Raw genomic sequence first — 21,445 nt, 5'->3', positions numbered from 1 at the left:
CTTTACCACCAGTGAATCCCGATGGCGGTGATGCCGAGAATGGCGGCGAGCGGGATGGCGAGGTGCCAAGGGCTTTGCGGCCCGCCCGGCGGTCCATACGGGTTTGGCGGCGGAACGGGTGGCATGCCGTTGGGGCCGGGACCGAACAGTCCTCGCGCGTGGTCGAGCGATGCGATGGGGGCGTCGGCGCGGACGGCGTTTTGCAGAATGAGATGATGCCGCGTCACGTGCACCACCACGCCATGAAACGATCCGAAATGCGTGTGGCAGTGGACGGGCCGGCCCAAGTATTCGCGGACGTCGCGAAGCGTAAGCATAGGTGAACGCCTCCTTTCTGGATTACCTTACGGGGCATCTGGCCCCTTTGGCTGGGCGGTTGCACCGGTGAGGAGCGTCGAAGTATGGCTGAAACGCGGAAGCCTATGGAGGAAACGCGGCGCTCGCGAGTTCGGGTCTTTGCGCATCGGGGGGCGAGCCGCGAGGCGCCAGAGAACACGCTCGTCGCATTTCAAATTGCGCTGCGCCAAGGGGCCGACGTGATCGAAACGGACGTCCACTGGACGAAAGACGGGGAACTGGTCATCTGCCACGACGGGCGCATCGATGCGGTTTCGGATGGAACCGGCGCTATCGCCGATCAGACCTACGAGGAACTCTTGCGGTACGACTTTGGTTATCGATTCACGCGCGACGGCGGCAAAACGTACCCCTACCGGGGGTGCGGGATTCGCATTCCCACGCTTCGCGAGGCGCTGCGCGCGTTTCCTTGCGCCTATTTCAACGTGGATTTGAAACCAAAGCGCGCGCAGGTCGGTCTATTTCTGCGGATGCTCGAGGAGGAAGATGCGCTCGAGCGCGTCACACTGGCTTCCTTCCATCATGCGACGCTTGTGGAGGCTCGGGCGCGATGCCCGCGGCTAAGGACGAGCGCTTCGCCCGTCGAAGTGGCGCGCTTGATGGTCATGGCGCGCACAGGCTGGGAGCCCGGTCGGCGCGCAAGGATGCCGTTTCAGGCCGTTCAGGTGCCCGTTAGGCAGTACGGCGTTCAGGTGGTGACGCCTCGCTTCGTCGCATTTGCCCACCGGTGCGGCCTGGAGATCGACGTGTGGACGGTCGATGACCCGGACGTGATGCGAGATCTCATTACAACGAGGCGTCGACGGCATTGTCACAAATTCGCCGCAGATCTTGCAAAAGCTCCTGCTGGAACTGAAACAATAAACGTGACATCATGGGGTTGTTTGTACGGGGAGGAGGGCGGCGCGTGGAGTCGGTTCGTCGGGAATGGAAGTATTTCGACATCACGGTAGTCGTGGTCCTCGCGCTGCTCGCCGTGTACGCGTGTCTTGCGATTCACGCGGCGACCGCAGGCAACCACAGCGCCAATATCCCATCCCACGTGATGAGCAAGCAAATCGCGTATGAAGTGTTGGGTTTCGTCGCGTTATTTGCGGGCGCGCTGATGGATTATCGTTGGCTTCGCAAGGCGCACTGGTGGCTCTGGGGCATCTCCTGCGTGTTGTTGGTGGCGGTGTTTGGGTTTCCAGCCACCATGGGCGCGCATTCGTGGATTTCGTTTCACTCGTTCTCTTTCCAGCCGTCGGAGCTCGCGAAGGTAGCCATCGTCGTCTGGTTGGCCAAATATATGGCGGACGTCGAGGAGGCGGAAGTCCCGGATTACCGACTGCGCAAGCAGTGGATTTTTCTGCCCATCGTCCTGGTTCCGTTTGCGCTGACCTTCAAAGAGCCGGCGCTTGGACAGGCCCTCGTGATGATCGCCATCTTCCTGACGATGTACAGCGTCTTCGCTCGCCGCGGTCCGTACGCGGTGCTGATGTTGTTTGTGCTCGGCGTCATCGCGCTTGGCGTCCTGGCGACGACGGTCTTCACGAAGCAGACGCTCGCCTTCGTGGACGTGCTCATGAAACACCACATTCTGAAGGGGTACCAGGCGTACCGCATCCTCACCTGGGTGGATCCTAACTTCAGCCAGGACAAATACGGCTACAATATTCATATGGCGCAGACGGCCATCGGCAGCGGTGAATTGTTTGGGGAAGGGTACGGAAAGGGCGTGCTCACGTCCGGCGGATGGGTGCCCAACCAGTGGACGGACTACATCTTTTCCGCCATCGGCGAGGAGTTCGGCTTTGTTGGGTCGGCAATTCTGGTTTTGTTGTTTCTGATTTTGTGTCATCGGCTCATCCGCATCGCCCAAACGACGACGGACCCCTTCGGCATGTACATCGCGGTCGGGATCGTCGGCATGTTCGCGTTTCAGGTCTTCGAAAACATCGGCGCGGATATGTACATGAGCCCATCGACCGGCATCACCTTGCCGTTCATCAGCTACGGAGGTACGTCGCTCGTGGTCAACTATTTCGCGGTGGGCATCGTGTTGAGCGTCGGGCTGAGGCGCAGGCGAGCGCGCCTGCAGGCCCAATTCGAGACAAGCAAGGGGCGATTGGCGTGACATTTCGTCTGGCGAACCGGATTGTGCGGCTGCCGGAGCAGTTTTTCTCCGGTTTAACGCGGCGAGTGGCGGCATTTCAGCAGGCGGGGCATGACGTCATCAACCTTGGGCAAGGCAACCCGGATTTGCCCACTCCCTCGCACATCGTGGAGGCCCTCCGGGAAGCGGTGCTCGATCCCGCCACGCACAGGTATCCGCCGTTTCGCGGACTGCCGGAGCTGAAGGAGGCGGCCGCCGATTTCTATCGGCGCATCTACGGGGTGAGGCTCGATCCGGAGCGCGAGATCGCCATTCTCGTGGGAGGCAAGACGGGTCTCGTCGAGATCGCGGAGCTGTACCTTGAGCCAGGGGACGTGGCGCTCGTGCCGGACCCAGGATACCCCGACTACCTGAGCGGCATTGCGCTTGCCGGGGCAGAACCGCACGCGCTTCCCATCACGTCGTCGAACGGGTACATCCCCAATCTCGAGGCGGTGCCTGGGGCGGTGTGGGAGCGGGCGAAGGTGTGGTACCTCAATTACCCCAATAATCCCACTGGCGCGGGCACCACGGCTCGGTTCTTCGAGCGGGCCATTCAGAAGGCGCGCCAGCACGGCGTGCTCATCGTGCACGATTTCGCGTACGGCGCCATTGGGTATGATGGTCACCGCCCACCCTCTTTTTTGCAGATCGAGGGCGCGAAGGAAGTCGGGATCGAGATCTACACGCTCAGCAAGACGTTCAACATGGCCGGGTGGCGCGTGGCGTTCGCGGCCGGCCATGAAGAGGTCATCGAGCATATCAACCGGATTCAAGATCACTACTACGTGTCCATCTTTGCGGCCGTTCAGCGGGCATCCGTGGCGGCGCTCCGCGGGCCTGCGGACGAGATTGAAGCGCTGCGCCAGACGTACCAGCGCCGGCGCGACGCGTTTCTCGGCGCGCTTCGATCCGCCGGCATCGAGGCGCCTTCGCCCCAGGGGTCGTTCTTCTGCTGGATTCCCCTTCCTTCCGGCATTTCCTCCGTGGCGTTCGCGAACGCGCTGCTGGAAGAGGCGCACGTCGCGGTCGCCCCGGGGAGAGGATTCGGCGAGCACGGTGAAGGTTACGTCCGGGTGGGCCTGCTCGCGCCGGAAGATCGGCTCGTCGAGGCGGCCGAACGGATGGCGAGGTTCTGGGCTCGGCAGTTTTAAGGGCGCTCCGGCCCCTCGCCAGGCTGCGTGTGGCTTCGGAATTTGTCCGCGAGTCGAACCAGCCACAGGTGATGGTACGGCTCCTGATACAGCACGGGCTCAATGCGGCGATCCACCGGCCCGATTTCGTACATCCAGATGGTCGTCTGTTGGCGAATCCCTTCGTGTACGCGAATGCCGAGGTGGATGGAGTCTCGGTAGCCATCTTTGTACGCAATCGCACCGAGTTGTCCGTGGAGCTCGGCGACCATGGGACGGTATCTCGGATTCCGGATGACCGGGGCGTCAAACCAGGGTGTGTAACCCTGCGCGTCGGTCTTGAAGCGCTGCTCGGTTTCAATCAGGACGACCTCGGCCCCTTGGATGGGTTCCTTCGTGCGGCCGTCGATGACGCGGATCCGAAGTTTCGCCGTCTTTCGCGTGTAGCCCCAGGATTCTGGACCTGCCGGCTGGTCGTTGTGTTGCGCGGGCGCCGGCGGCGTCGGAGCCGGCTTCGGAGCCGCGGGCGATACCCCTTTGGGCGGGGCGGGTTGCGTTGGGCCAGGTTTCGAGCCGTTCGATGGTTTTGCGGATTCTGCGGTGCTTCCGCCCGGCTTCCGCTTCTCCGGCGCCTTGGATGAGCCAGGCTTCTCGGCCCTTGTGTCGCCCGACCGAGGCTTTTGCGCCGGCCTCTCGCTCGCGCGAGGCTTGGGTGGCTGGCCTGTTTCGGCGCGTTGCTCGACCGGCGCGATTTCGACAGGCGCCATCGCCGCGATGGCGCCGTGCAGCGCCCGTGCATGCTCGTGACGAAGGGCGCCAACCTGGGGTTGCGTCGGGATGGCCATCGTCACGGCGCTGGCAAGGAGCGATGCGACCATCACGCTTCGCTTGGATGGATATCGTTTCACGGCATCTCCCTCGTTTCTCACACGATGGTGGGCGGTGCTTTGGCGCGATCACGGCAGGCGCATGAGCGCCCGGTTCTGGTAATAGAACTGCAGGATCTGCACATAGTTCTGCCCGTGCCTCGCCCAGTATTCTGAGCCCCACTGGGCCATCTTCTGCGCGTTGCGGTACTGCCAGTTCGGATCGTTTTCGTAGCCAGCCGAGTAGTTGAGTTCCACGATCTCTCCGTTCGGCTTGGTGTACGCGAATTTTTGAATAGCTTGAAACGCTGCGTTGGTCGTCGGCTGGCTCGACATCTCCTGAAAGTGCTGGAAGTTCGTCGTGTTGTCCACGTCGAACGTGAAGCCGTCGATGGTCACCGGGTGGAGATGGTGGTACCAGGCAAACATCTTGACGGCCATCGCGCCGGCCTTCAGCGCTTCCGGATGCCAGCTCGGGAACCATTCGTTCGGCAGAACGTCTTCGCAATAGGTCGTGAACGGAACGGCTTCCACGTACATGATCCGTCCGCGCGGATCCGGTTCGCCGCTCGGATTGTTTTCCCGAATGGCGACCCGGATGACCGACGGAACGCTGGTGTTGTAGATGGTCTGGGCAGCCTCGACGCGAGGCGCCGAGAGAATGGGCGCGAGAGCGGCGAAGGCGCCGCTCGCGCACAGCAAGCTGACTGTCCGTTGTACGCTCGTCATGACCCGTCCCCTCGCGAGATATGGTCGTTTGTCTTACTTTTCCCCGCTTTCCGCCGAACATGCGCCGGTGGCGCATGTGACACATCCAGGTGGAGGGGGTACAATGAGTCCTTAGAATTGCGAGCTACAGAATCGGTCAACAGGGTCAAGGCCATTCCACGAGGAGGGTGTCGGATGCAGAAACTGAGTCTCACCGGCCAGTCGAAGCAACCGCATGCATCAGAAGATCAACTGAAAGGGATCTCGGCTGTCTTGATGGACGGCGATGAGGTCTTCATTGACAACAACGCCATCCACGCCAAAAGTCGGGTCGAATTGGGCGTGCGGTTTGTCGGATCGCTCGAGGAGGTGCCTCATCCGAGGCGCATTGTGGGGTTGTGGATCAGCTTGAAGCGATTTGAGAACGGCATGGGATTCCATGGCGTGCAGGCGTTTGAAATGTGGATTGACAGCGAGGCCAAGCTCGGGTACAAGAAACTCGCGGACCACGTGAACGCCATGGATAAGGCTGTGAAGGGCAAGGCGGACCTCAGCCTTTTGAGCCCAGAGCAGATCGAGAAGTTCGCCGCGTTCTTGCGCGGACTCCGCCCGGACCTGTGGGAAAACGCGTCCGCAGCCTTCCGGGAGGCTTTCTCCGCCGCGTGAAGCGGCCGAGCCGCGGTCCCACGTCGTCAAGGAGGGATGTCTCCGTTGAATCAAAATGAGACCCCGTTGTTTGATGCACTGTTGCGCCACGTGGCGCGCAATCCGCGCCAGTTTCACATTCCAGGGCACAAGAAGGGCCGCGGCATGGACAGCCGTTTCCGCGCGTTCGTGGGCGACAACGCGCTCGCGCTGGATCTCATCAACATCGCGCCGCTCGACGATCTCCACCATCCAACGGGGGCCATCAAGCACGCGCAGGAACTCGCAGCGGAGGCGTTCGGCGCCGATTACACGTTTTTCTCCGTCCAGGGCACGTCCACGGCCATTATGACGATGGTCATGGCGACCGTCGGTCCTGGGGATAAGATTCTGGTTCCCCGCAACGTCCACAAGTCCGTCCTGACGGCCATCATCCTGGCGGACGCCAAGCCCGTCTTTCTTCACCCCGAGGTGGACCGGGAGTTTGGCATTTCGCACGGGCTGTCCGTCGAGACCGTGTCGCGCGCGCTCGAGGAGCACCCCGACGCGCGCGCGCTTGTGGTCATCAATCCGACCTATTTCGGCATTGCGGCCGATCTCGAGCGCATCGTCGAGGTGGCGCACAGCGTCGGCGTTCCCGTGCTCGTGGACGAGGCGCACGGCGTGCACATCGGGTTTCACCCGGATCTCCCGCTGTCCGCGATGCAGGCGGGTGCCGACATGGCGGCGACCAGCGTGCACAAGCTCGGCGGCTCCATGACGGGATCGAGCGTGTTGAACGTGCGCGAGGGGATGATCGACCCGCGGCACGTCCAGGTGGTCCTGAGCATGCTGACCACCACCTCGACCTCGTATCTCTTGCTCGCTTCGCTCGACGTGGCGCGCAAGGAGCTGGCGATTCACGGGCGAGAGCGGCTCGATTACGCCATTTCCCTGGCCAACAAAGCGCGGCGGGCGATTCAGGCCATTCCCGGATTGCGCTGTCTGGACGAGCGCCAGCTCGTCTCGAGCGCCACGTATGCGCTCGATCCGACCAAGTTGACCATCTCTGTGCGCGATCTCGGCCTCACAGGATACGACGTGGAGCGCATCCTGCGCGAGGAGTACAACATCGAGGTCGAGCTGAGCGATCTGTACAATATCCTGTGCATCATCTCGTGGGGCGACACGGAAGAGGATATCGAGGCGCTCATCGAGGCACTCGAGGCCATTGCGGACCGTTACGGCCAAGGCGCGGTGCGCGAGCACCAGCCCGTGACGCTGCCCTCGATGCCCGAACTGCGGATGACGCCGCGCTCCGCGTTTTACGCGCCCACTGAGGTCGTGCCGCTGCAGCAAGCCGTGGGGCGGACCATGGCGGAGATGGTGATGGTGTATCCGCCTGGAATCCCCATCCTCTTGCCTGGCGAAGTGATCACGCAGGATAATATCGATTATATTGAAGCCAATCTGCGGGCCGGACTGCCCGTGCAGGGCCCCGACGACCCCGAGATCCGCATGATCAAAGTCGTCCGCGAGTGAACGTCCGGCCGCGTGTGGGAGGAGTTTGTATGGCTCTGGAAGTCGGCGTGAAGGCGCCTGAGTTCACAGCGGAGTGCGACTCGGGCGAGACGGTCAAGCTGTCGGATCTGCGCGGGAAGGTCGTCGTGCTGTACTTCTATCCGAAGGACGACACGCCCGGCTGCACCCAGGAGGCCTGCGCGTTCCGCGATCTCAAGTCGCGGTTCGAGGAGGCCGGTGCGGTCATCTACGGCGTGTCGCGCGACGATGTCCGTTCGCACGCCAAGTTCCGGGACAAGCACGGCCTCAACTTTCCGCTCATCTCCGATCCCGACGGACAGATCTGCCAAGCGTACGACGTGCTGAAGGAGAAGAACATGTACGGGCGCAAGACGCTCGGCATCGAGCGCACGACGTACGTGATCGATGCGGACGGCGTCATCGCGGCCGTGTTTCCGAAAGTGAAGGTCGACGGGCATGCTGAAGAGGTGCTCGCGAAGGTGCGGGAAATCGCGGGCTGAAACAGGGAACGCGAAGGCGTATAATAGAAGCTGGAAAGGGAGGCGATGACGGTGATCACGCTGACCGAACAAGCCGCAGAGCGCGTCCGGACGCTCCTCGAGTCACAGGCGTCGGGCGAGGATGCGCTTCGCATCTACACCAAGCCGGGCGGCTGTACCGGATTCACGTACGGCCTCGCACTCGACAACGAGAAGCCGGGCGACGTGGTGACAGTTCAGCACGGCGTCAAGCTCGTGGTCGATCCGGAGAGCCTGGAACTGATTGACGGCTCCGAGATCGACTACATCGACGATCTCACGGGCCAAGGTTTCAAAATCAACAATCCGAACGCCACGCAGATGTGCGGATGCGGTTCGAGTTTCCGGACCGCCACGCGTGCGGGGCAGCCGGGATCGTGCAACTGAGCCGGAACGGGCTGACCGAGGGTGCGCTTCGGTCGGCCCGTTGCCGCGTAGGTCGAGGTTTGGAGGGCGCGACGTGTTCGAAAAAGTCCTAAAAGACCCGGTTCACGACGAGATCCTGTTTGACGATCCGCTCCTGTGGGCTCTGGTGAACGTGCCCGCGTTTCAACGCCTGCGCCGCATCCGCCAGCTCGGGACCTCGTATCTGACGTTTCACGGAGCTGAACATTCTCGATTCGCGCACTCCCTGGGTGCCTATGAGACGATGCGCCGGGTGTTGTACCATCTCCAGCGCGAATCCGGCTGGCCGACCGATCCGCGCGAGATCCGGCTGGCTCTGGCCGCAGCGCTTTTGCACGACATCGGGCACGGTCCGTTCTCCCACACGTTCGAATCGGTCCTCGGCGTGCAACACGAGGCGTGGACGCATCGCATCATTTTGGAGGATCCCGCGCTGCGGTCCGTGCTCGATGGCGTGGACGACGAATTCGCGCCCGATCTCGTCCGGGTCCTTCGCCGCGAGAGCCGCTATCCAGCCGTGGAGTCGCTCATCTCGAGCCAGCTCGACGTGGACCGGATGGACTACATGCTCCGGGACGCCGAAGCCACCGGCGTGTCGTACGGTTTGTTTGAACTCGCCCGGCTCATCCGCTCGCTGACGTACTGGGACGGGCGCATCTACGTGAAACGTCAAAATCTCCACACGGTGGAACAGTATCTGTTGGCGCGGTACTTCATGTACGTTCAGGTGTACTTGCACCCGGTCACCGTGGGGAGCGATGTCCTCGTCGAAAAGATCCTGGTTCGAGCGAAGGATCTGATTGCCGAGGGGGAGCGCATCACCATGCCCGAGCCCCTCAGGCGCGTGCTTGACGGCGACATGGAGGACGTCTCGTGGTACATCCGGCTGGATGAATCGGTGTTGTTATACGCCTTTCACACGTTTGCCGAACACCCGGATCCCATTCTCCGCGATCTCGCCGAGCGCTTCCTGCACCGCCGTCTGTTCGCTCCCGTGGTGCGCCAAGGTCCGACGCCGGTCGACGATCTCGCCCTGTTGCGCACCACGGCCAAGGCCATGGGGTTTCACCCGGACTACTATGTCTCGCTGCGCGCCTGCAAGATCCCCGGGTACGACGTGATCGGCCAAGGCTTGCTCCTGCGCGACGCGAGCGGCCGCGTGGAGGACCTGAGCCAGGCTTCGAAGCTCATTCGCACGCTGGTGCCGAGCTCGGAGGAGCGGATGTTCCTGCCGAAGGAAATGCTCGACCCTGCTCACCCACTGTCCGCGCGCGTGCGCTCCATTGCTTATTCGGCGCTCTGATCCGCGCGCCGGCGGAACCAGAACCAAATGAGCGCAATCAGGAGGATCGCTGCGCCCACGTAAGTGAAGGGCTTGATATGATCATCCAAAAGTTGCCAATGCTTGTTCAGCTGGTAACCGCCGTACACGAGCGCGAGGTTCCACACGAACGAACCGAGCAGGCTGAAGAGGACGAATCGCGCGACAGACATGCGCGCGAAGCCCGCGGGCAGCGAGACGAACGTCCGCACGGCGGGGACCATGCGTCCGAAGAAGACCGTCGCCTCTCCGAACCGGTGGAACCACCGCTCAGCGCGCTCCAGGTGGCGAGCCGAGAGGCCCACGTAGCGGCCGTACCGCAGCACGAAGGCGCGGCCGGCGTAGTTGCCGATGGCGTACGCAGCGAGGCTTCCCACGACATTGGCCGCGGTCGCCACGAGGACAGCTGGCCAAAAGCCGAGCAGGTGCCGGTAGGCGAGGAAGCCGGCGAGCGGCATCACGACCTCGGAGGGGATGGGGATGCAGCAGCTCTCGAGGGCCATCAGCAGGAAGATGCCGAGAAGTCCGTGATGAATCACGATCGTGGTCAGATGGGACACGTTCATCCTCCGTTCCTTCTGCGTTGAGCGCACAGGTCTGTTTCCATGGTACCTGGTTTGCGCCACAACTCAAGGACTTACCTGGAGGAGCGCGAGTTCAAATGGGCTTGTCCACGCGCAGAACGGTTCATCCGTTCTGCGCGGCCCGGCCGAGCGTTGCCAGCGCCTCGCGCATCGGCATGCCCGGGTGAATGCCGAGCTCCTCGGCGGCTTGGGTCTGGTTCTCCACGGTTGCGGCGAGCAACTCCTCAAACGTGCGCACCCCGGTTGCGCGCATAGCGACGACGTTGCGACTCCTGAGCTTCGTCCGCAGGAGCTCCACGTCGAGCGCCCCGCACATCGCGTATCCCACGGCGTTCGCGATGACGAGGAGCGTCGTCTTCGGAAGTTCGACCTGCACCGCCGTAAACGGGTATCCTTCAATCCACATCGGCTCCACGCGCACCATCTGCATCTCTCCTCCCCGCGCTCTTGGTATCGTATGACGCGACAGCGCCAAAGGTGTGCGCCCCCTTGTCCAATGGCGAGTATGTTATGATGAGTGGCGGTGTGAGATTTGGCGCAGAGGGGAGAGTCATCGATGCATCCACATGTCGAAGTCTTGCGCGATCTCTGCGACGCCCACGGTATCTCGGGCTACGAATCCGGCGTCCGCAAGTTGTTGGAGGAGCGCCTCAGGCCGCTTTCCGAGGAGTTGTTGCGCGACCGGACTGGCGGCGTGGTCGGGCGAAAGACCGGGGATCCCAACGGACCCAAGGTGCTCATCGCCGGGCATCTCGATGAAATTGGTTTCATGGTGACGCACATCACCCCCGAGGGCTTCTTGAAGTTCCAGCCCATCGGCGGCTGGTGGTCTCAGGTCGTGCTGGCGCAGCGCGTGATCGTGCAGACGCGCAAGGGGCCTTTGCTCGGCGTCACAGGTTCCAAGCCTCCTCACATTTTGTCCGCGGACGAGCGCAAAAAGGTAGTTGAACTGAAGGACGTGTTTGTGGACATCGGCGCCACGAGCAAGGAGCACGCGGAAGAGATGGGCGTGCGGCCGGGCGACGCCATTGTCCCGCACAGCCCGTTCACCCAGCTCGGGAATCCGAAGATGTACGTGTCGAAGGCGCTCGACAATCGGCTCGGCTGCGCCACCGCGCTCTGCGTGCTGAAGGAACTGCAAGGGCAGGCGCACCCTAACGTCGTGTTTGCGGGTGCCACCGCGCAGGAGGAAGTCGGTCTGCGCGGCGCGAAGACGCTCGTCCACCTGGTCGATCCCGACATCGCCATTTCCGTTGACGTGGGCGTGGCGGGAGATACGCCGGGGATCGACAGCGGGGAACGCCAGCACCTGGGTGACGCGGGCAAGGGGCCGCTGCTCATGATTTACGACCACTCCATGATCCCGAACAACCGGTTCCGGGATTTCGTGTTGGACATCGCCGCGGCGGAACACATTCCGGTGCAGCTCAGCAGCATGGCGGGCGGCGGAACGGATGCGGGATCGTTCCACCTGCACGGCATCGGTGTGCCGAGCGTGAACATCGGCTTTGCGACGCGCTACATTCACAGCCACAACGGCGTCGTGCACGAGGACGACTACCTGCAGGCTATCCAACTCGTCACGGCCATGGTGAAGGCGCTCGATAGGGATATGGTCACCGAAATTCAGGCGTGGTAAAGTGAAAAGTGGACAGTCCGCGAGGCGCCGGTCATTCGGCGCCTCGCTTCTCAAGGAGGCCCCTGAATGCCCGACCTTCTACATTTTCTGCAGGGCCTGTGGGGAAATACCGCGCTGATGGCCGCCATCTGCGCCATCGTGGTGACCCAGATCCTAAAGATCCCCATCCATTTTGTGACGACGCGCGCCTGGGATTGGAGCCGCGTGTTCGGCGCGGGCGGCATGCCGAGCTCGCATTCGGCGGGCGTGGTGGCGTTGGCCACCGCGCTCTGGTTTGTCGTGGGCCCGACGTCGCCCATTTTCGCTGTCGCCGTGGTTTTCGCCGCCATCGTGATGTACGACGCCGGCGGCATTCGGCGTCATGCGGGTGAACACGCTGTGCTGCTCAACCGGATTGCCATGGAATTTTCGCAGCGATCCGAATCGGCCGTCGCGGGGCAGCCTGAAGGAGAGCGCCTGAAGGAGATTCTCGGGCATGAACCCGCCGAGATCGTCGTGGGCGGTTTGATAGGCCTCGTCATCGGAATCGCCTTCGGCAGGTGGTGGTGACGTGGGGGACGTGCGATTTGCCCCAGCCAAAGACTTGCAGTTTGACCTCGCGAGTCGCCACCCGGCACCGCACTCGGTGCTCGTCTTCGCGAGGCTGTTCGACGGCTGCGTCTGGGTGCGTCATCATGAGCGGGGATGGGAGCTTCCCGGGGGCAAGGTGGAACCTGGCGAGGCGCCGGACGCCGCAGCGCGGCGCGAAGCGTTTGAGGAGGCGGGGGTTTTGCTCGACAACCTCGCCTGGTTTGCGCAGTACACGATTGTCCTGCGCGACGGCCGCGAGGCGAGCAAATGGGTGTATGTCGCCGACGTGTACGACGTGAAAGCTCGGCCCGCGACATCCGAGACGACGGCGGTTCAGCTCGTGCCGTGGGTTCGGGGTATAGAAGGTTTTCCTGCGGCGGATCGAAGTCCCATCGTGCAGGACGAGGTGTTTGCGAAGCTGTTTGCGGAAGTGGCATTCCGTTCGCGAGCGAGGTGAGATGATGTTTTTGACCAAGGATCATAAGCAGCAAATCGAGGCATGGCTTGAAGCGCTCAGTCAACGCGCCGAATGGTTGCAGGCCTTGGCCGAGCGGGAGGATGCCTGGGAGCTCGATCTCACGTGGCGGCTTGCCGCCGAGCGCGCGCTCTGGACAAGTGTCGAATACGTCACCGACATCGCGTCGCTCATCATCGACGCGCTCGTGATGCGCGATCCCGGCGGCTACGCCGATATCGTCAAAGTCCTCGTCGAGGAAGACGTCCTCCAACGTTCATGGTTCGATGCGTTCACCGGCGCAATCGACTTCCGTTCTCGCCTTCTTCGCGATCACGCCCGCATCACGCCGACGGACGTGCGCGAGACGGTGTTGCGTTACGCGGATCTGTTCGCTCCCTTCATGAACCAGATTCGCGAGTTTCTGCGCAACTACTAGACGTCGTCGAGATCGTCCGGGATGTACACGGTTACCCGGCAGTTGCGCTTCACCCCAAACTGCAAGGCATGTTTCCGCGACGGCATCAGCACGTCGATGTGATGGCCTCGAATGGCACCTCCCGTGTCTTCTGCGATTCGCCAGCCCACGCCTTCGATGTAGAGCAGGCTGCCGTAAGGGATCACCGCCGGATCGACGGCAACCGTCCGTCCGATCACGGCGGGCCGCCCGGTGCTCGTCACGCCAAAGCCGGGATCGCCAGGATCCTTTCCCGTGGAGTAGCGGTCCAGGTTGTAGGCGGTGACGACGAACGTGTCGGTCACCTTCTTGCACCGGCGAATGTCGTAGCTGCGCCCGAAGACCGTGATGGCCTCCGGTTCGGCTCGCCACGACGCCTGCTCTGCATGCGCGGCCAATGGCGCATGCTTGGCGACCGGCGTTCCGTTCGCCGGCGCGGCACTTGAGCACCAAGAAACGGCTGCACAGACGAGCGTGAGGCACATACCTATGCGTCGGGATCGGTTCATGGTTGTAAGATGTGCATGGATGGGCAAATTATGCAATCGGGAGAGGCCTGACCTGTAGAAGTGCGTCGCCCGGCCGAGATCGCGAGACCTTGTGGCCGGGCGACACGTGTCGTTCAGGTGTACATTTGTCGAACAGCGGACAGATGCCGATACCAGTACGATCCCGGCCGCACGCTGAGGAAGCCCACGCGGCCAAGTCCGCCGCCGCATTGAATCATTTTGCCGTTGCCGGCGTAGATGCCGACGTGACCGCCGTCGTCGAAGATGAGCAGGTCGCCTGGCTTGAGGTTGCTGAGTGAAACGCGCCAACCCACTTTGAGGTACTGCAACCGAGATGACGTCGTGAAGCGATACCCAAGGGCGTGGTGGTACACGTATTCCACAAAGTTCGAGCAGTCGAATCCGTACTGCCCACGGTCTTCGTTGTGACCCCAGATGTAAGGCGTGCCGATTTTGCTATCGGCGACTTTCAGGACGGCCTGTGTCTTCTGTTGGTAGGACGCGTTTTTCGGGGCGAGAGGCTGAATGGAAGGATCCAGACGAACCCCGGGGGGCAGTGAGGTCTGAGCGAAGGCAGTGAAACCGCCCAACGTCAACGTGGCAACGGTGGCGCAAGTTGCGGCAAGCGCTCCAAGAGATATTCGTTTCGGCAGCATGCTTCTCCTCCTGTAGCCTCCGAGGTTAGTTGACGGGTTCGGGTGGAAGAGTCCCCCTACGCGCCTGTGGCGCAATTCACCCCTGGGCCTTGAGCCCGCTTGTCCCCCGTACCTGCGTCTGCAGGATTCGGCGTGATCTTGGTGTGCGTGGTGCAAGGAAAGCGTAACAGGAAGCACAAGCTCATTCATTACGAGATTGATGGATCGCGCGGAGGATCCATGGATCCAAAGGGAGGGCGATCGTTGAAGTCGTAGCTCAGGCGGTGATCCTCATGAAAAGTCAAAGGATGATCTTGGGTGATTCGAGGTTTTGGGGAACGCTGTAAAGGCGGGGGAGCTGCCGTCGCCCAAGACCCGGCGATCTCCGAAGGCGCGTGGTTCGGCGCTCACGAAACAAGGCCCCGACCTCGGAGCGGGGCCTTGATGGGAGCGCACGTCACGCGTTGGATGTCGCGTTGGACGTGGCTGTTGCCGACGACGTCGGCTGTGCGCCTGGCAGATGGGCGCCTGAAGGATGCGGGAGCGTACCATTGACCCAGTCGGTGATCCAGGTGTCGACCCGCGCGGACAGTGCCTGTGCCTGGCTCGAGGAGATCTTGCCGCCGGAAACGGCCTTTTGGATGTCGGCTTGCGCCGCGCGCTCCAAGTCGGAGATGAGCGTCGACGACGAGACGCCCTGGGCCGTGGCGATCTCGGCGAGCGTCTCTCCCTTGCGCAAATCGGCAATGAGCGCGGAGGTCGACAGCTTCAAGTCTTGCGCGGCGGTCGCGACGAGATCGCGGCGCCATGCGCCGAACTCGCGAGGGCGCACCTTGTCCCATCCGAGCGGCGATTTTCCACTCACCCAGCCTTGAATGGCGCGATCGACCCGGGATTCGATTGTCGACGCCTGTTGACTGGTGAGCGTGCCGCTCGCAACGTCTGCCTGAAGGTCCGACGCGGCTTTGTTTTCGAGATCGGTCACGAGCGTCGACGTGGAAACGCCGGCCTGGGACGCGAGTTGCCCGATGGTCTTGCCGTTTCGCAAGTCTTGCTGCAACGCTGTCGGTGTCAGGTTGAGTTCCTGCGCGAGTTCGGTCAGCAAGTCATGCCGAAGCGTGCGTAGAACTTGGCGTTTTTCGGGCATCGACGAGTTGGTGTTTCCATCCGCAGCGCGAACCGCCTTCGTGCTATGGTCTGCGGCGAACACCACACCCCCGCCCACGGCGAACGTCCACAAGAGCGCGGCTGATCCGAGAAGAGCCTTCCGGTGCGTGAACGTTGCCATCCTTGCCACCTCCGTACCGAAAGTGGGATGGATACGGTGCGGTTTGAACGTAACACAGGAGGCTTGAAATCCTCTCGAATCGGGGCAGACGGCTCAGCTAACCCACCAGGGATCTCGAACGCAGGACCGGAGCACCAGTTCCAACTGCTCGGATGACACGCGGTAAGGGACATTCTTTTTCCGCTTATGCCGCACCATTTGCACCATGCCGTCCCCGTAGAGGTACGCGGTAAACTCGTACATCCGCTTTCCTTCTTTGACGCGGATGAAAATTGGATTATAGTTCAATTCAGGTATCATGCCGCGCTCAAACAGGAAGTCTGCCTGGTTGAACGCGTGAAGAAATCGATCGCGATCGCGCCCGCGAAGTTCCGTGCCGTACACGTTGACCGATGTCACCCGAGAAACGTCGAACGTCGGGTGAATGGACAGCGACGAAATGAGGCGGTTGGCCCAGATGCTGGGCGGTGTCAGCGCAAACGCTAAAATGGGGAACACGACGGCGGCAGCATACACAACCCACTGCGGAATGGCTGGCAACCCGGATCTCCCCTTGTTGATGAAGTCGCCTTGACGATATTATAGCGCTCGCAGCGTGGCCATTTGTATCAAAATCTCCGGGAGCAGCACTCGCCTTTGTGACGTTTTATGGAGATTTCGAACGGCGTGGGAGTTGACAGGCGTCGCGACGTCGATTTAAAGTATAGGTGCGTTTGGGCGCGGACATATGCGGAAGTAGCTCAGGGGTAGAGCATCGCCTTGCCAAGGCGAGGGTCGCGGGTTCGAATCCCGTCTTCCGCTCCAGCTCAAGGGGAGGTATGGCCTCTCCTTCGTTGTCATGTGGAGAGGTGGGCGAGTGGTTGAAGTCAGCGGTCTTGAAAACCGCCGTGTCCGCAAGGGCACCGTGGGTTCGAATCCCACCCTCTCCGCCAACAAACTGAGAAATGGCGAGGGTTTTGCCCCTCGCCATTTTTGGTTCACTCACAGTCATCTCTCCTTCTTCTGCCCATCGCTCTTTGCGAGGTTGGGGGGAGCACTGTGGACTGAGATGAAGTCACTTAGCTGGTCAATGGCTGATTGTTGCAGGTTGTTCCTCCTGGCGTTCTTTGTGGATCTGTAATGCCGGAATAATGGGGTAGCTTAAGTTTTGGGCACTGTGATGAGTTTTGACGAAATCGACATCCATCCACCGAAGCCCAAGAATTTCGCCTTTACGTAATCCTGTCATGATAGATAGCAGAAAGGCAATATCGTAACGATCTTGTTGAGCAACACTCAGGAAACGATTCACATGTTCGATATCCTCACCTGAACGTCAACTTTTTGTGGTCTAGGAGGATCAACTGAATCGCACACGTTACGTGGAACGAGTCCCCAACGTGTCGCGCGCTCTAAAGCTTCATGCAGTACAAGATGGGCATGCAGAATGGTGAGATTGGAAATTGTGTCTGGCCTTCCGTCGCTTCGTGGAGCCTTTTGAAGATCGCGATATAATTTTTGCAAGATGGTAGGTGGGAGTTTTGCAAGTTTCACAGGAACTCTTTTTACACATGATACCGGACACAACTCTTTCGCTTTCGGTCTTAGGTTCCGGACTTCGCCATCCACCCGTACAAAGTCTTCACGGAGATCCTGAGATCACGTGCGATCTCGCTTGCTGGTTCGTGACCTTCTAAAGCGAGTTGAACAGCATGTAGCTTAATGTCGTTGTCGTACTTTTGTGTTACGTGGCTCACCTCGAATCGGCTCATTCTTACATTCTCGATTCGCTGTGTCCACTGTTTTACCTAACACTACCCGCGGACCGCCCCTGGGTGGAGTTCGTCTTACGCGAATTTTCCAGAATGTAGTGCGCAATGGCTTGAGAAATCTACTCAGTGAGGTCCCCCTACTAGCGTAAAAATGTGATAAGGTTGAACTCAGAACGAGGTTGCATGCGTAATTGGAGGGACATGTGGATGGAAACCACCTCATGGCGGCTGACAGCGCTCATCCTGGTGTGTGTCCTGGGGGTGGCAGGGTGTGGAACGGTGCAAGTTTCGTCGAAGACGTACGGTACTGGAGTGGAACAGCCTCCTGCAAAGGGAAACGGTGGGTCCCAGGACACGGGGAATGCGACTGCCAGTGCAAGCGTTCTCATCCCAGGTGCTGAAGCGCCAGACGTCACACTAACCTTAGAGCCCTCGGGCAAGCAGGTTCAGTTGGCATCATACATAGGAAAAAAGCCTCTCATCATCAATGCTTGGGCTTCTTGGTGTCCTCCATGTCAGGAGGAGACACCTCATTTCGTCAAGTTATACGCTGACTATAAAGCCGAAGTGCAATTTCTTGGAGTAAACCTGACGAGTCTAGACAGCATCGTGGATGCCGAGGCATTCATTCGGCGTTATCACATTCCCTATCCGGTGTTGTTCGACACAAAGGGAGATTTTTACCGTGCTTATAGCGTGATCGCGGAACCCATGACGTACGTGGTCAGTCCTTCTGGTAAAGTTGTCTCTATTCACGTTGGTGCACTGTCCTCATCTGCGCTTAATCAGGTTGTTCAGCAGGCCATAGCCAGTAGATAGGATTTCGGGAGTAATTGCGGACCTGAGATTGAAACGGGGCTCAATCATGACACCAACCGTCTGGATTTCATTTTTGGCGGGATTGTTGTCGTTTTTCTCACCATGCGTGCTGCCACTCTATCCATCGTACCTGTCATATATCTCCGGTGTGTCGATTAGTCAAGTGGAAGTCGGACTTCTGACGCGCGAAACACAGATACGAGTATTGCTTCACACTTTGTTTTTTGTGTTTGGGTTATCTGTAATTTTCTTTTCCTTGGGTCTTTCTGCTAGTTGGATTGGGCGGTTGTTCTTTCAGTACCGGGAAATCATCCGTTTCGTGGGCGGTCTAGTGCTCATTGTCATGGGTCTCATACTCGCTGGTATTATTGCACCAAACATTCTGATACGCGAATGGAAATGGCACTACCGTCGGCGGCGTGTACATTATCTCGGCTCGTTCCTCATCGGGGTGAGCTTTGCGTCTGGATGGACGCCGTGCGTTGGACCTATTTTTTCGTCGGTTCTCGTTCTCGCGGCAACAAATGAAGCTGCGGGCATCTTACTAATCACGGCCTACATAGCTGGATTTTCCATCCCGTTCCTTGTGATAGCTGGCACGTTAGGATCTCGCCGAATACTCCTCAGTATTGTCCGCTATAGCGCTTGGGTCTCGAGGGTGAGCGGATACCTCCTAATTCTGATGGGAATTTTGCTGGCGAGCAATGCAATGCAGCGGATTAGCAACTGGACAATAAGTGTACTTGGAATCCATTCGTAGTCGGTTGAGGGAACTACAAGGGAGCGCGGGGACCGTTCATAAACGATAGGAAATCCGGACATCGCATCGTCTTCTTATCCGAGGTCTGATACGAGAAGTAACGCGCTGAGCGCGAATATACCTTGTTGGGTATATGGCAAGCGTCAGTGAATCTGTCACTCCGAACGAGGCCAAATGCGGCAGTGATAATGTCACTTTGCGCATGTGAAATCTGATAGGCCGTACACTTGCACTCGTGTGGTGTGTCTGACGGGCAAGCCTGAAGGAACCCAGGAGCAAGAAGAGCTAGTCGCGTCTCTTCAGGCCGTAGCGAGCGTGCCACACGGTGCAAGGGACGCTGCGCTTACGGCCTCGCATGCAGCCACCCCAAGAGCAAGCCTTGACGATCCGACCGTGGCTTGATTACGGTGAAATTGCCTCTGCAGATGGAGTCGAAAGCTTCGGTTTTGGTCGGCCGACAGTCATTCGACGCCATGGATGGTCTGCAGGGGGCTTGTAGGGTTGGCGGGAAGGTGTGGGCGTGACATCTTCCCGCCTTTGAACAGTCGGGGACTTCGGACAAGGCTCGAGACGATACAAGCGCCGTTGTCCAGCTGCAATCCACAATTCTCCGTCGGCAGTCACCCGAACCTCGACGGTGGAACGAGGGGCCAGAGTCTCCTGGTGCTGAGCGGGAGCCATGCGGTACGTTTGTCCTTTCCACGAAATCGTTTGACCGGGCGAAACCTTACGCCAAGCCCGGTGGCAAAGAATACGACGGAGGTCGTGGTGAGGAGCCAGTGGTCGGTATGCCGGTTCTGGTGACTCAGGCTCCACAGCAAAACGTGCGTTGAACCGCTCAACAAACGCGCGAAGGAAGGCATTCGCCGCTTCAAGGGTTGAAATGCGGTGCAGGCGTAGTTCGTGCGTGAGGCGGTCCTGAAGGGTCTCCCACAGACGTTCAATTCGCCCCTTCGCTTGCGGGGAGCGTGCAAAGGTCAAGGAAATCCCGAGTTCGGCCACTGCCCTGCCAAGTTGAGTGGAAGGTTTGACGCCAGCCAATTCTTCGTCGATCGTGAGTTTGTCAGCCTTAGGCGAGCGGAAGATCGTATGGCGATCCACGTACAGAGCGACGGGGATGCCATAGGCCATGATGCCTTGGTGGAGAACACATCAATAGTCCTCAAGACACTCCGTGGGGGCAAATGCAGCGTCGACGATTCGCCCTGTGGCGTCGTCGATTGCAGCATGCAAGGTCAGACGGGGGCCGCGGTCTTCGAGCCAGTCGAAGGTACTGGCATCCATTTGCCAGAGCAGGCCCGCTTGGGGCATTCTACGACGCGAGCGATGGGCTCGAGGAGCACGATGTTTGCGGGTGGCTGAAATGCCGGCTGCACGGAGGATACGCCGAACGGTGGACGTGCTGACGTGGATGTTTTCACGTTGAGCCAAAAGCTCCGTGAGTGGTGCGTCCGCGATGAACTAGCGAGTGACGGCTCGGTCAATTATGTGATCAAAGGGGCAATTGACCTTTTGATGAAAAGTCGTTAATGGGAGGAACAAGGTGTTTTTTCATCATAATGCAGATTTTGTTCCGCGGTGTCTTAGCTGACAATGATATAATCACTTTGAGCTATAGAATCATTAGAAGAATCTTTCCAAACCAGGAGGAAATTATGAATCGCAAATTAATGGGTATCCCTTTGAGTGTCGCATTACTCATCTTTACCGTGACTGGATGTTCTACATCTGAACAGGTTCATCATCACGCAAATGGTCTGTCCGCCGCAAGCGGTTCCAAGGCGTCGTCACCCGTGACCATCGCGGAGGCGGAACTTAAACCACACGGTGCGATTTCCGTGAGCGCTTCGGCGACCCTCGCTGTCAACCGAGAGAATCAAACTCTGACTGTGTCTGTCGACGCCGTCCACCTTGCACCAAATCATCGCTATGCGGTCTTCCTTGTGACAGATTCGGATGTCTCGAATAAGTCTCAGAAGTTGCTCGGCGCGCTGAAGGCAGATGAACATGGCGAGGCAACGTTTATGACTATCGTTAAGCAGATTTCGAGCATTCCAGCTACGGGTTGGAACCTTAAGCTGGTAGAAGGCGGCCACGTGCTGGCCTCGGGACCGGTACACATCTTGGTCATGAACACGAAACATGCGACAGGTCTCGCCAACGGCTGAAAGAGGGGGGATTGTGGGATCACACACCTGCATAATGTCCCACAGAAAGCCCCATGTGAGTATGGGTATTGAGTCAATACAATGGACACATCAAAATCGAGAATGGTAAGCGTCAACCGAACCACACTTTTCCTGCACCGGCTTCGGCATCGGCACAGGGGTCTGCACGTCTTGCGCTTCACAGTGCCGGCAGGCGTACACGG

The 21,445-nt window shown here is 59.9% G+C and carries 26 protein-coding genes, 2 tRNA genes and 1 riboswitch; of the genes, 17 read left to right on the top strand and 11 right to left on the bottom strand.

What is annotated here, in order from left to right; translation table 11 throughout:
• Positions 1-2: 2 nt before the first annotated feature.
• The gene (locus AS26_RS10535; RefSeq protein WP_062309280.1) at positions 3-317 is read right to left on the bottom strand and encodes a hypothetical protein; all 315 of its coding nucleotides are present in this window, start codon (positions 315-317) and stop codon (positions 3-5) included.
• Positions 318-401: 84 nt separating this feature from the next.
• On the opposite strand from AS26_RS10535, the gene AS26_RS10530 reads away from it, so the two are divergent.
• The 3 genes from AS26_RS10530 to AS26_RS10520 are packed head-to-tail and all read left to right on the top strand — an operon-like array spanning position 402 to position 3,645.
• A complete protein-coding gene (locus AS26_RS10530; RefSeq protein ID WP_245629725.1) occupies positions 402-1,310 on the top strand; it encodes a glycerophosphodiester phosphodiesterase family protein in 909 nt (302 codons plus the stop codon).
• The gene (locus AS26_RS10525) at positions 1,265-2,473 is read left to right on the top strand and encodes an FtsW/RodA/SpoVE family cell cycle protein (RefSeq protein WP_062309278.1); all 1,209 of its coding nucleotides are present in this window, start codon (positions 1,265-1,267) and stop codon (positions 2,471-2,473) included. Before AS26_RS10530 ends, AS26_RS10525 begins: the two co-directional genes overlap by 46 nt.
• Positions 2,470-3,645, top strand: a complete 1,176-nt coding sequence (locus AS26_RS10520; protein WP_062309276.1) for an aminotransferase class I/II-fold pyridoxal phosphate-dependent enzyme — start codon at positions 2,470-2,472, stop codon at positions 3,643-3,645. Before AS26_RS10525 ends, AS26_RS10520 begins: the two co-directional genes overlap by 4 nt.
• Here AS26_RS10520 and AS26_RS10515 read toward each other — a convergent pair.
• A complete protein-coding gene (locus tag AS26_RS10515; RefSeq protein ID WP_062309274.1) occupies positions 3,642-4,532 on the bottom strand; it encodes a hypothetical protein in 891 nt (296 codons plus the stop codon). The two genes, AS26_RS10520 and AS26_RS10515, sit on opposite strands and share 4 nt — an antisense overlap.
• A 48-nt stretch (positions 4,533-4,580) precedes the next feature.
• Positions 4,581-5,219 carry a SpoIID/LytB domain-containing protein gene (locus tag AS26_RS10510; RefSeq protein WP_062309272.1) on the bottom strand — a complete coding sequence of 213 codons (639 nt, stop codon included), beginning with the start codon at positions 5,217-5,219 and terminating at the stop codon, positions 4,581-4,583.
• 174 nt (positions 5,220-5,393) lie between these two features.
• Here AS26_RS10510 and AS26_RS10505 point away from each other — a divergent pair, with 174 nt between their 5' ends.
• The 5 genes from AS26_RS10505 to AS26_RS10485 all read left to right on the top strand — a co-directional run bounded on the left by AS26_RS10505 (position 5,394) and on the right by AS26_RS10485 (position 9,590).
• Positions 5,394-5,864, top strand: coding sequence for a YwhD family protein (locus AS26_RS10505; RefSeq protein ID WP_062309269.1), 471 nt, complete (start codon positions 5,394-5,396; stop codon positions 5,862-5,864).
• A gap of 45 nt (positions 5,865-5,909) precedes the next feature.
• A complete protein-coding gene (locus AS26_RS10500; protein ID WP_062309267.1) occupies positions 5,910-7,364 on the top strand; it encodes an aminotransferase class I/II-fold pyridoxal phosphate-dependent enzyme in 1,455 nt (484 codons plus the stop codon).
• Between the two features lie 29 nt (positions 7,365-7,393).
• Complete coding sequence (gene bcp, locus AS26_RS10495) at positions 7,394-7,864, top strand: thioredoxin-dependent thiol peroxidase (RefSeq protein WP_062309265.1); 471 nt, start codon at positions 7,394-7,396, stop codon at positions 7,862-7,864.
• Between the two features lie 51 nt (positions 7,865-7,915).
• Complete coding sequence (locus AS26_RS10490) at positions 7,916-8,269, top strand: HesB/IscA family protein (RefSeq protein ID WP_062309264.1); 354 nt, start codon at positions 7,916-7,918, stop codon at positions 8,267-8,269.
• A 73-nt stretch (positions 8,270-8,342) separates the two neighbouring features.
• Positions 8,343-9,590 (top strand): HD domain-containing protein, encoded by a 1,248-nt coding sequence (locus tag AS26_RS10485; protein WP_062309263.1) that lies wholly within the window; start codon positions 8,343-8,345, stop codon positions 9,588-9,590.
• Here AS26_RS10485 and AS26_RS10480 read toward each other — a convergent pair.
• Positions 9,575-10,174 carry a DedA family protein gene (locus tag AS26_RS10480; protein ID WP_245629723.1) on the bottom strand — a complete coding sequence of 200 codons (600 nt, stop codon included), beginning with the start codon at positions 10,172-10,174 and terminating at the stop codon, positions 9,575-9,577. The two genes, AS26_RS10485 and AS26_RS10480, sit on opposite strands and share 16 nt — an antisense overlap.
• Positions 10,175-10,295: 121 nt before the next feature.
• Positions 10,296-10,616, bottom strand: coding sequence for a YunC family protein (locus AS26_RS10475; RefSeq protein WP_062309262.1), 321 nt, complete (start codon positions 10,614-10,616; stop codon positions 10,296-10,298).
• Positions 10,617-10,748: 132 nt separating this feature from the next.
• Here AS26_RS10475 and AS26_RS10470 point away from each other — a divergent pair, with 132 nt between their 5' ends.
• The 4 genes from AS26_RS10470 to AS26_RS10455 all read left to right on the top strand — a co-directional run bounded on the left by AS26_RS10470 (position 10,749) and on the right by AS26_RS10455 (position 13,294).
• Complete coding sequence (locus AS26_RS10470; protein WP_062309261.1) at positions 10,749-11,831, top strand: M42 family metallopeptidase; 1,083 nt, start codon at positions 10,749-10,751, stop codon at positions 11,829-11,831.
• 66 nt (positions 11,832-11,897) lie between these two features.
• Positions 11,898-12,380, top strand: a complete 483-nt coding sequence (locus AS26_RS10465; RefSeq protein WP_062309260.1) for a divergent PAP2 family protein — start codon at positions 11,898-11,900, stop codon at positions 12,378-12,380.
• A gap of 1 nt (position 12,381) precedes the next feature.
• Positions 12,382-12,858 carry an NUDIX domain-containing protein gene (locus AS26_RS10460; RefSeq protein WP_062309259.1) on the top strand — a complete coding sequence of 159 codons (477 nt, stop codon included), beginning with the start codon at positions 12,382-12,384 and terminating at the stop codon, positions 12,856-12,858.
• Between the two features lie 4 nt (positions 12,859-12,862).
• Entirely contained in the window at positions 12,863-13,294 is a 432-nt protein-coding gene (locus AS26_RS10455) for a DUF86 domain-containing protein (RefSeq protein WP_062309282.1), read from the top strand.
• On the opposite strand, the gene AS26_RS10450 is transcribed toward AS26_RS10455, so the two are convergent.
• The 4 genes from AS26_RS10450 to AS26_RS10435 all read right to left on the bottom strand — a co-directional run bounded on the left by AS26_RS10450 (position 13,291) and on the right by AS26_RS10435 (position 16,284).
• Complete coding sequence (locus AS26_RS10450) at positions 13,291-13,710, bottom strand: 3D domain-containing protein (protein ID WP_062309257.1); 420 nt, start codon at positions 13,708-13,710, stop codon at positions 13,291-13,293. The genes AS26_RS10455 and AS26_RS10450 overlap by 4 nt on opposite strands.
• A 224-nt stretch (positions 13,711-13,934) precedes the next feature.
• Positions 13,935-14,477 carry a C40 family peptidase gene (locus tag AS26_RS10445; protein ID WP_062309255.1) on the bottom strand — a complete coding sequence of 181 codons (543 nt, stop codon included), beginning with the start codon at positions 14,475-14,477 and terminating at the stop codon, positions 13,935-13,937.
• A riboswitch (cyclic di-AMP (ydaO/yuaA leader) is annotated at positions 14,477-14,620 on the bottom strand. Its footprint overlaps the gene before it by 1 nt.
• Positions 14,621-14,913: 293 nt before the next feature.
• A complete protein-coding gene (locus AS26_RS10440) occupies positions 14,914-15,744 on the bottom strand; it encodes a hypothetical protein (protein ID WP_062309253.1) in 831 nt (276 codons plus the stop codon).
• Positions 15,745-15,837: 93 nt separating this feature from the next.
• Positions 15,838-16,284 (bottom strand): YfmQ family protein, encoded by a 447-nt coding sequence (locus AS26_RS10435; RefSeq protein WP_062309251.1) that lies wholly within the window; start codon positions 16,282-16,284, stop codon positions 15,838-15,840.
• A 189-nt stretch (positions 16,285-16,473) separates the two neighbouring features.
• On the opposite strand from AS26_RS10435, the gene AS26_RS10430 reads away from it, so the two are divergent.
• Both AS26_RS10430 and AS26_RS10425 read left to right on the top strand, forming a co-directional pair.
• Positions 16,474-16,548: transfer RNA gene (locus AS26_RS10430), tRNA-Gly, on the top strand.
• Between the two features lie 38 nt (positions 16,549-16,586).
• Positions 16,587-16,676: transfer RNA gene (locus tag AS26_RS10425), tRNA-Ser, on the top strand.
• 134 nt (positions 16,677-16,810) lie between these two features.
• On the opposite strand, the gene AS26_RS14255 is transcribed toward AS26_RS10425, so the two are convergent.
• Positions 16,811-17,035: a site-specific integrase gene (locus tag AS26_RS14255; protein ID WP_169793491.1), complete on the bottom strand. Its 225-nt coding sequence runs from the start codon at positions 17,033-17,035 to the stop codon at positions 16,811-16,813.
• Positions 17,036-17,327: 292 nt separating this feature from the next.
• Positions 17,328-17,495 carry a helix-turn-helix domain-containing protein gene (locus tag AS26_RS14945; protein ID WP_083516067.1) on the bottom strand — a complete coding sequence of 56 codons (168 nt, stop codon included), beginning with the start codon at positions 17,493-17,495 and terminating at the stop codon, positions 17,328-17,330.
• Between the two features lie 207 nt (positions 17,496-17,702).
• On the opposite strand from AS26_RS14945, the gene AS26_RS13900 reads away from it, so the two are divergent.
• The 3 genes from AS26_RS13900 to AS26_RS10410 all read left to right on the top strand — a co-directional run bounded on the left by AS26_RS13900 (position 17,703) and on the right by AS26_RS10410 (position 21,242).
• Positions 17,703-18,314 carry a TlpA family protein disulfide reductase gene (locus AS26_RS13900; protein WP_245629722.1) on the top strand — a complete coding sequence of 204 codons (612 nt, stop codon included), beginning with the start codon at positions 17,703-17,705 and terminating at the stop codon, positions 18,312-18,314.
• Between the two features lie 46 nt (positions 18,315-18,360).
• Positions 18,361-19,074, top strand: coding sequence for a cytochrome c biogenesis CcdA family protein (locus AS26_RS13895; RefSeq protein WP_083516065.1), 714 nt, complete (start codon positions 18,361-18,363; stop codon positions 19,072-19,074).
• Positions 19,075-20,729: 1,655 nt separating this feature from the next.
• Complete coding sequence (locus AS26_RS10410; protein WP_157068481.1) at positions 20,730-21,242, top strand: hypothetical protein; 513 nt, start codon at positions 20,730-20,732, stop codon at positions 21,240-21,242.
• Positions 21,243-21,445: the final 203 nt, after the last annotated feature.

Origin of the sequence: Alicyclobacillus sendaiensis NBRC 100866 (genome assembly GCF_001552675.1) — a bacterium.
Lineage (GTDB): Bacteria > Bacillota > Bacilli > Alicyclobacillales > Alicyclobacillaceae > Alicyclobacillus > Alicyclobacillus sendaiensis.
This window is presented reverse-complemented; position numbering and strand designations above follow the sequence as displayed.

Coding starts and splice junctions, on each gene's coding strand:
- AS26_RS10535 (WP_062309280.1), bottom strand. CDS start 317: ATGCTTACGCTTCGCGACGTCCGCGAATACTTGGGCCGGCCCGTCCAC.
- AS26_RS10530 (WP_245629725.1), top strand. CDS start 402: ATGGCTGAAACGCGGAAGCCTATGGAGGAAACGCGGCGCTCGCGAGTT.
- AS26_RS10510 (WP_062309272.1), bottom strand. CDS start 5,219: ATGACGAGCGTACAACGGACAGTCAGCTTGCTGTGCGCGAGCGGCGCC.
- AS26_RS10505 (WP_062309269.1), top strand. CDS start 5,394: ATGCAGAAACTGAGTCTCACCGGCCAGTCGAAGCAACCGCATGCATCA.
- bcp (WP_062309265.1), top strand. CDS start 7,394: ATGGCTCTGGAAGTCGGCGTGAAGGCGCCTGAGTTCACAGCGGAGTGC.
- AS26_RS10480 (WP_245629723.1), bottom strand. CDS start 10,174: ATGAACGTGTCCCATCTGACCACGATCGTGATTCATCACGGACTTCTC.
- AS26_RS10475 (WP_062309262.1), bottom strand. CDS start 10,616: ATGGTGCGCGTGGAGCCGATGTGGATTGAAGGATACCCGTTTACGGCG.
- AS26_RS10470 (WP_062309261.1), top strand. CDS start 10,749: ATGCATCCACATGTCGAAGTCTTGCGCGATCTCTGCGACGCCCACGGT.
- AS26_RS10465 (WP_062309260.1), top strand. CDS start 11,898: ATGCCCGACCTTCTACATTTTCTGCAGGGCCTGTGGGGAAATACCGCG.
- AS26_RS10455 (WP_062309282.1), top strand. CDS start 12,863: ATGTTTTTGACCAAGGATCATAAGCAGCAAATCGAGGCATGGCTTGAA.
- AS26_RS10445 (WP_062309255.1), bottom strand. CDS start 14,477: ATGCTGCCGAAACGAATATCTCTTGGAGCGCTTGCCGCAACTTGCGCC.
- AS26_RS10440 (WP_062309253.1), bottom strand. CDS start 15,744: ATGGCAACGTTCACGCACCGGAAGGCTCTTCTCGGATCAGCCGCGCTC.
- AS26_RS14945 (WP_083516067.1), bottom strand. CDS start 17,495: ATGAGCCGATTCGAGGTGAGCCACGTAACACAAAAGTACGACAACGAC.
- AS26_RS13900 (WP_245629722.1), top strand. CDS start 17,703: ATGGAAACCACCTCATGGCGGCTGACAGCGCTCATCCTGGTGTGTGTC.
- AS26_RS13895 (WP_083516065.1), top strand. CDS start 18,361: ATGACACCAACCGTCTGGATTTCATTTTTGGCGGGATTGTTGTCGTTT.
- AS26_RS10410 (WP_157068481.1), top strand. CDS start 20,730: ATGAATCGCAAATTAATGGGTATCCCTTTGAGTGTCGCATTACTCATC.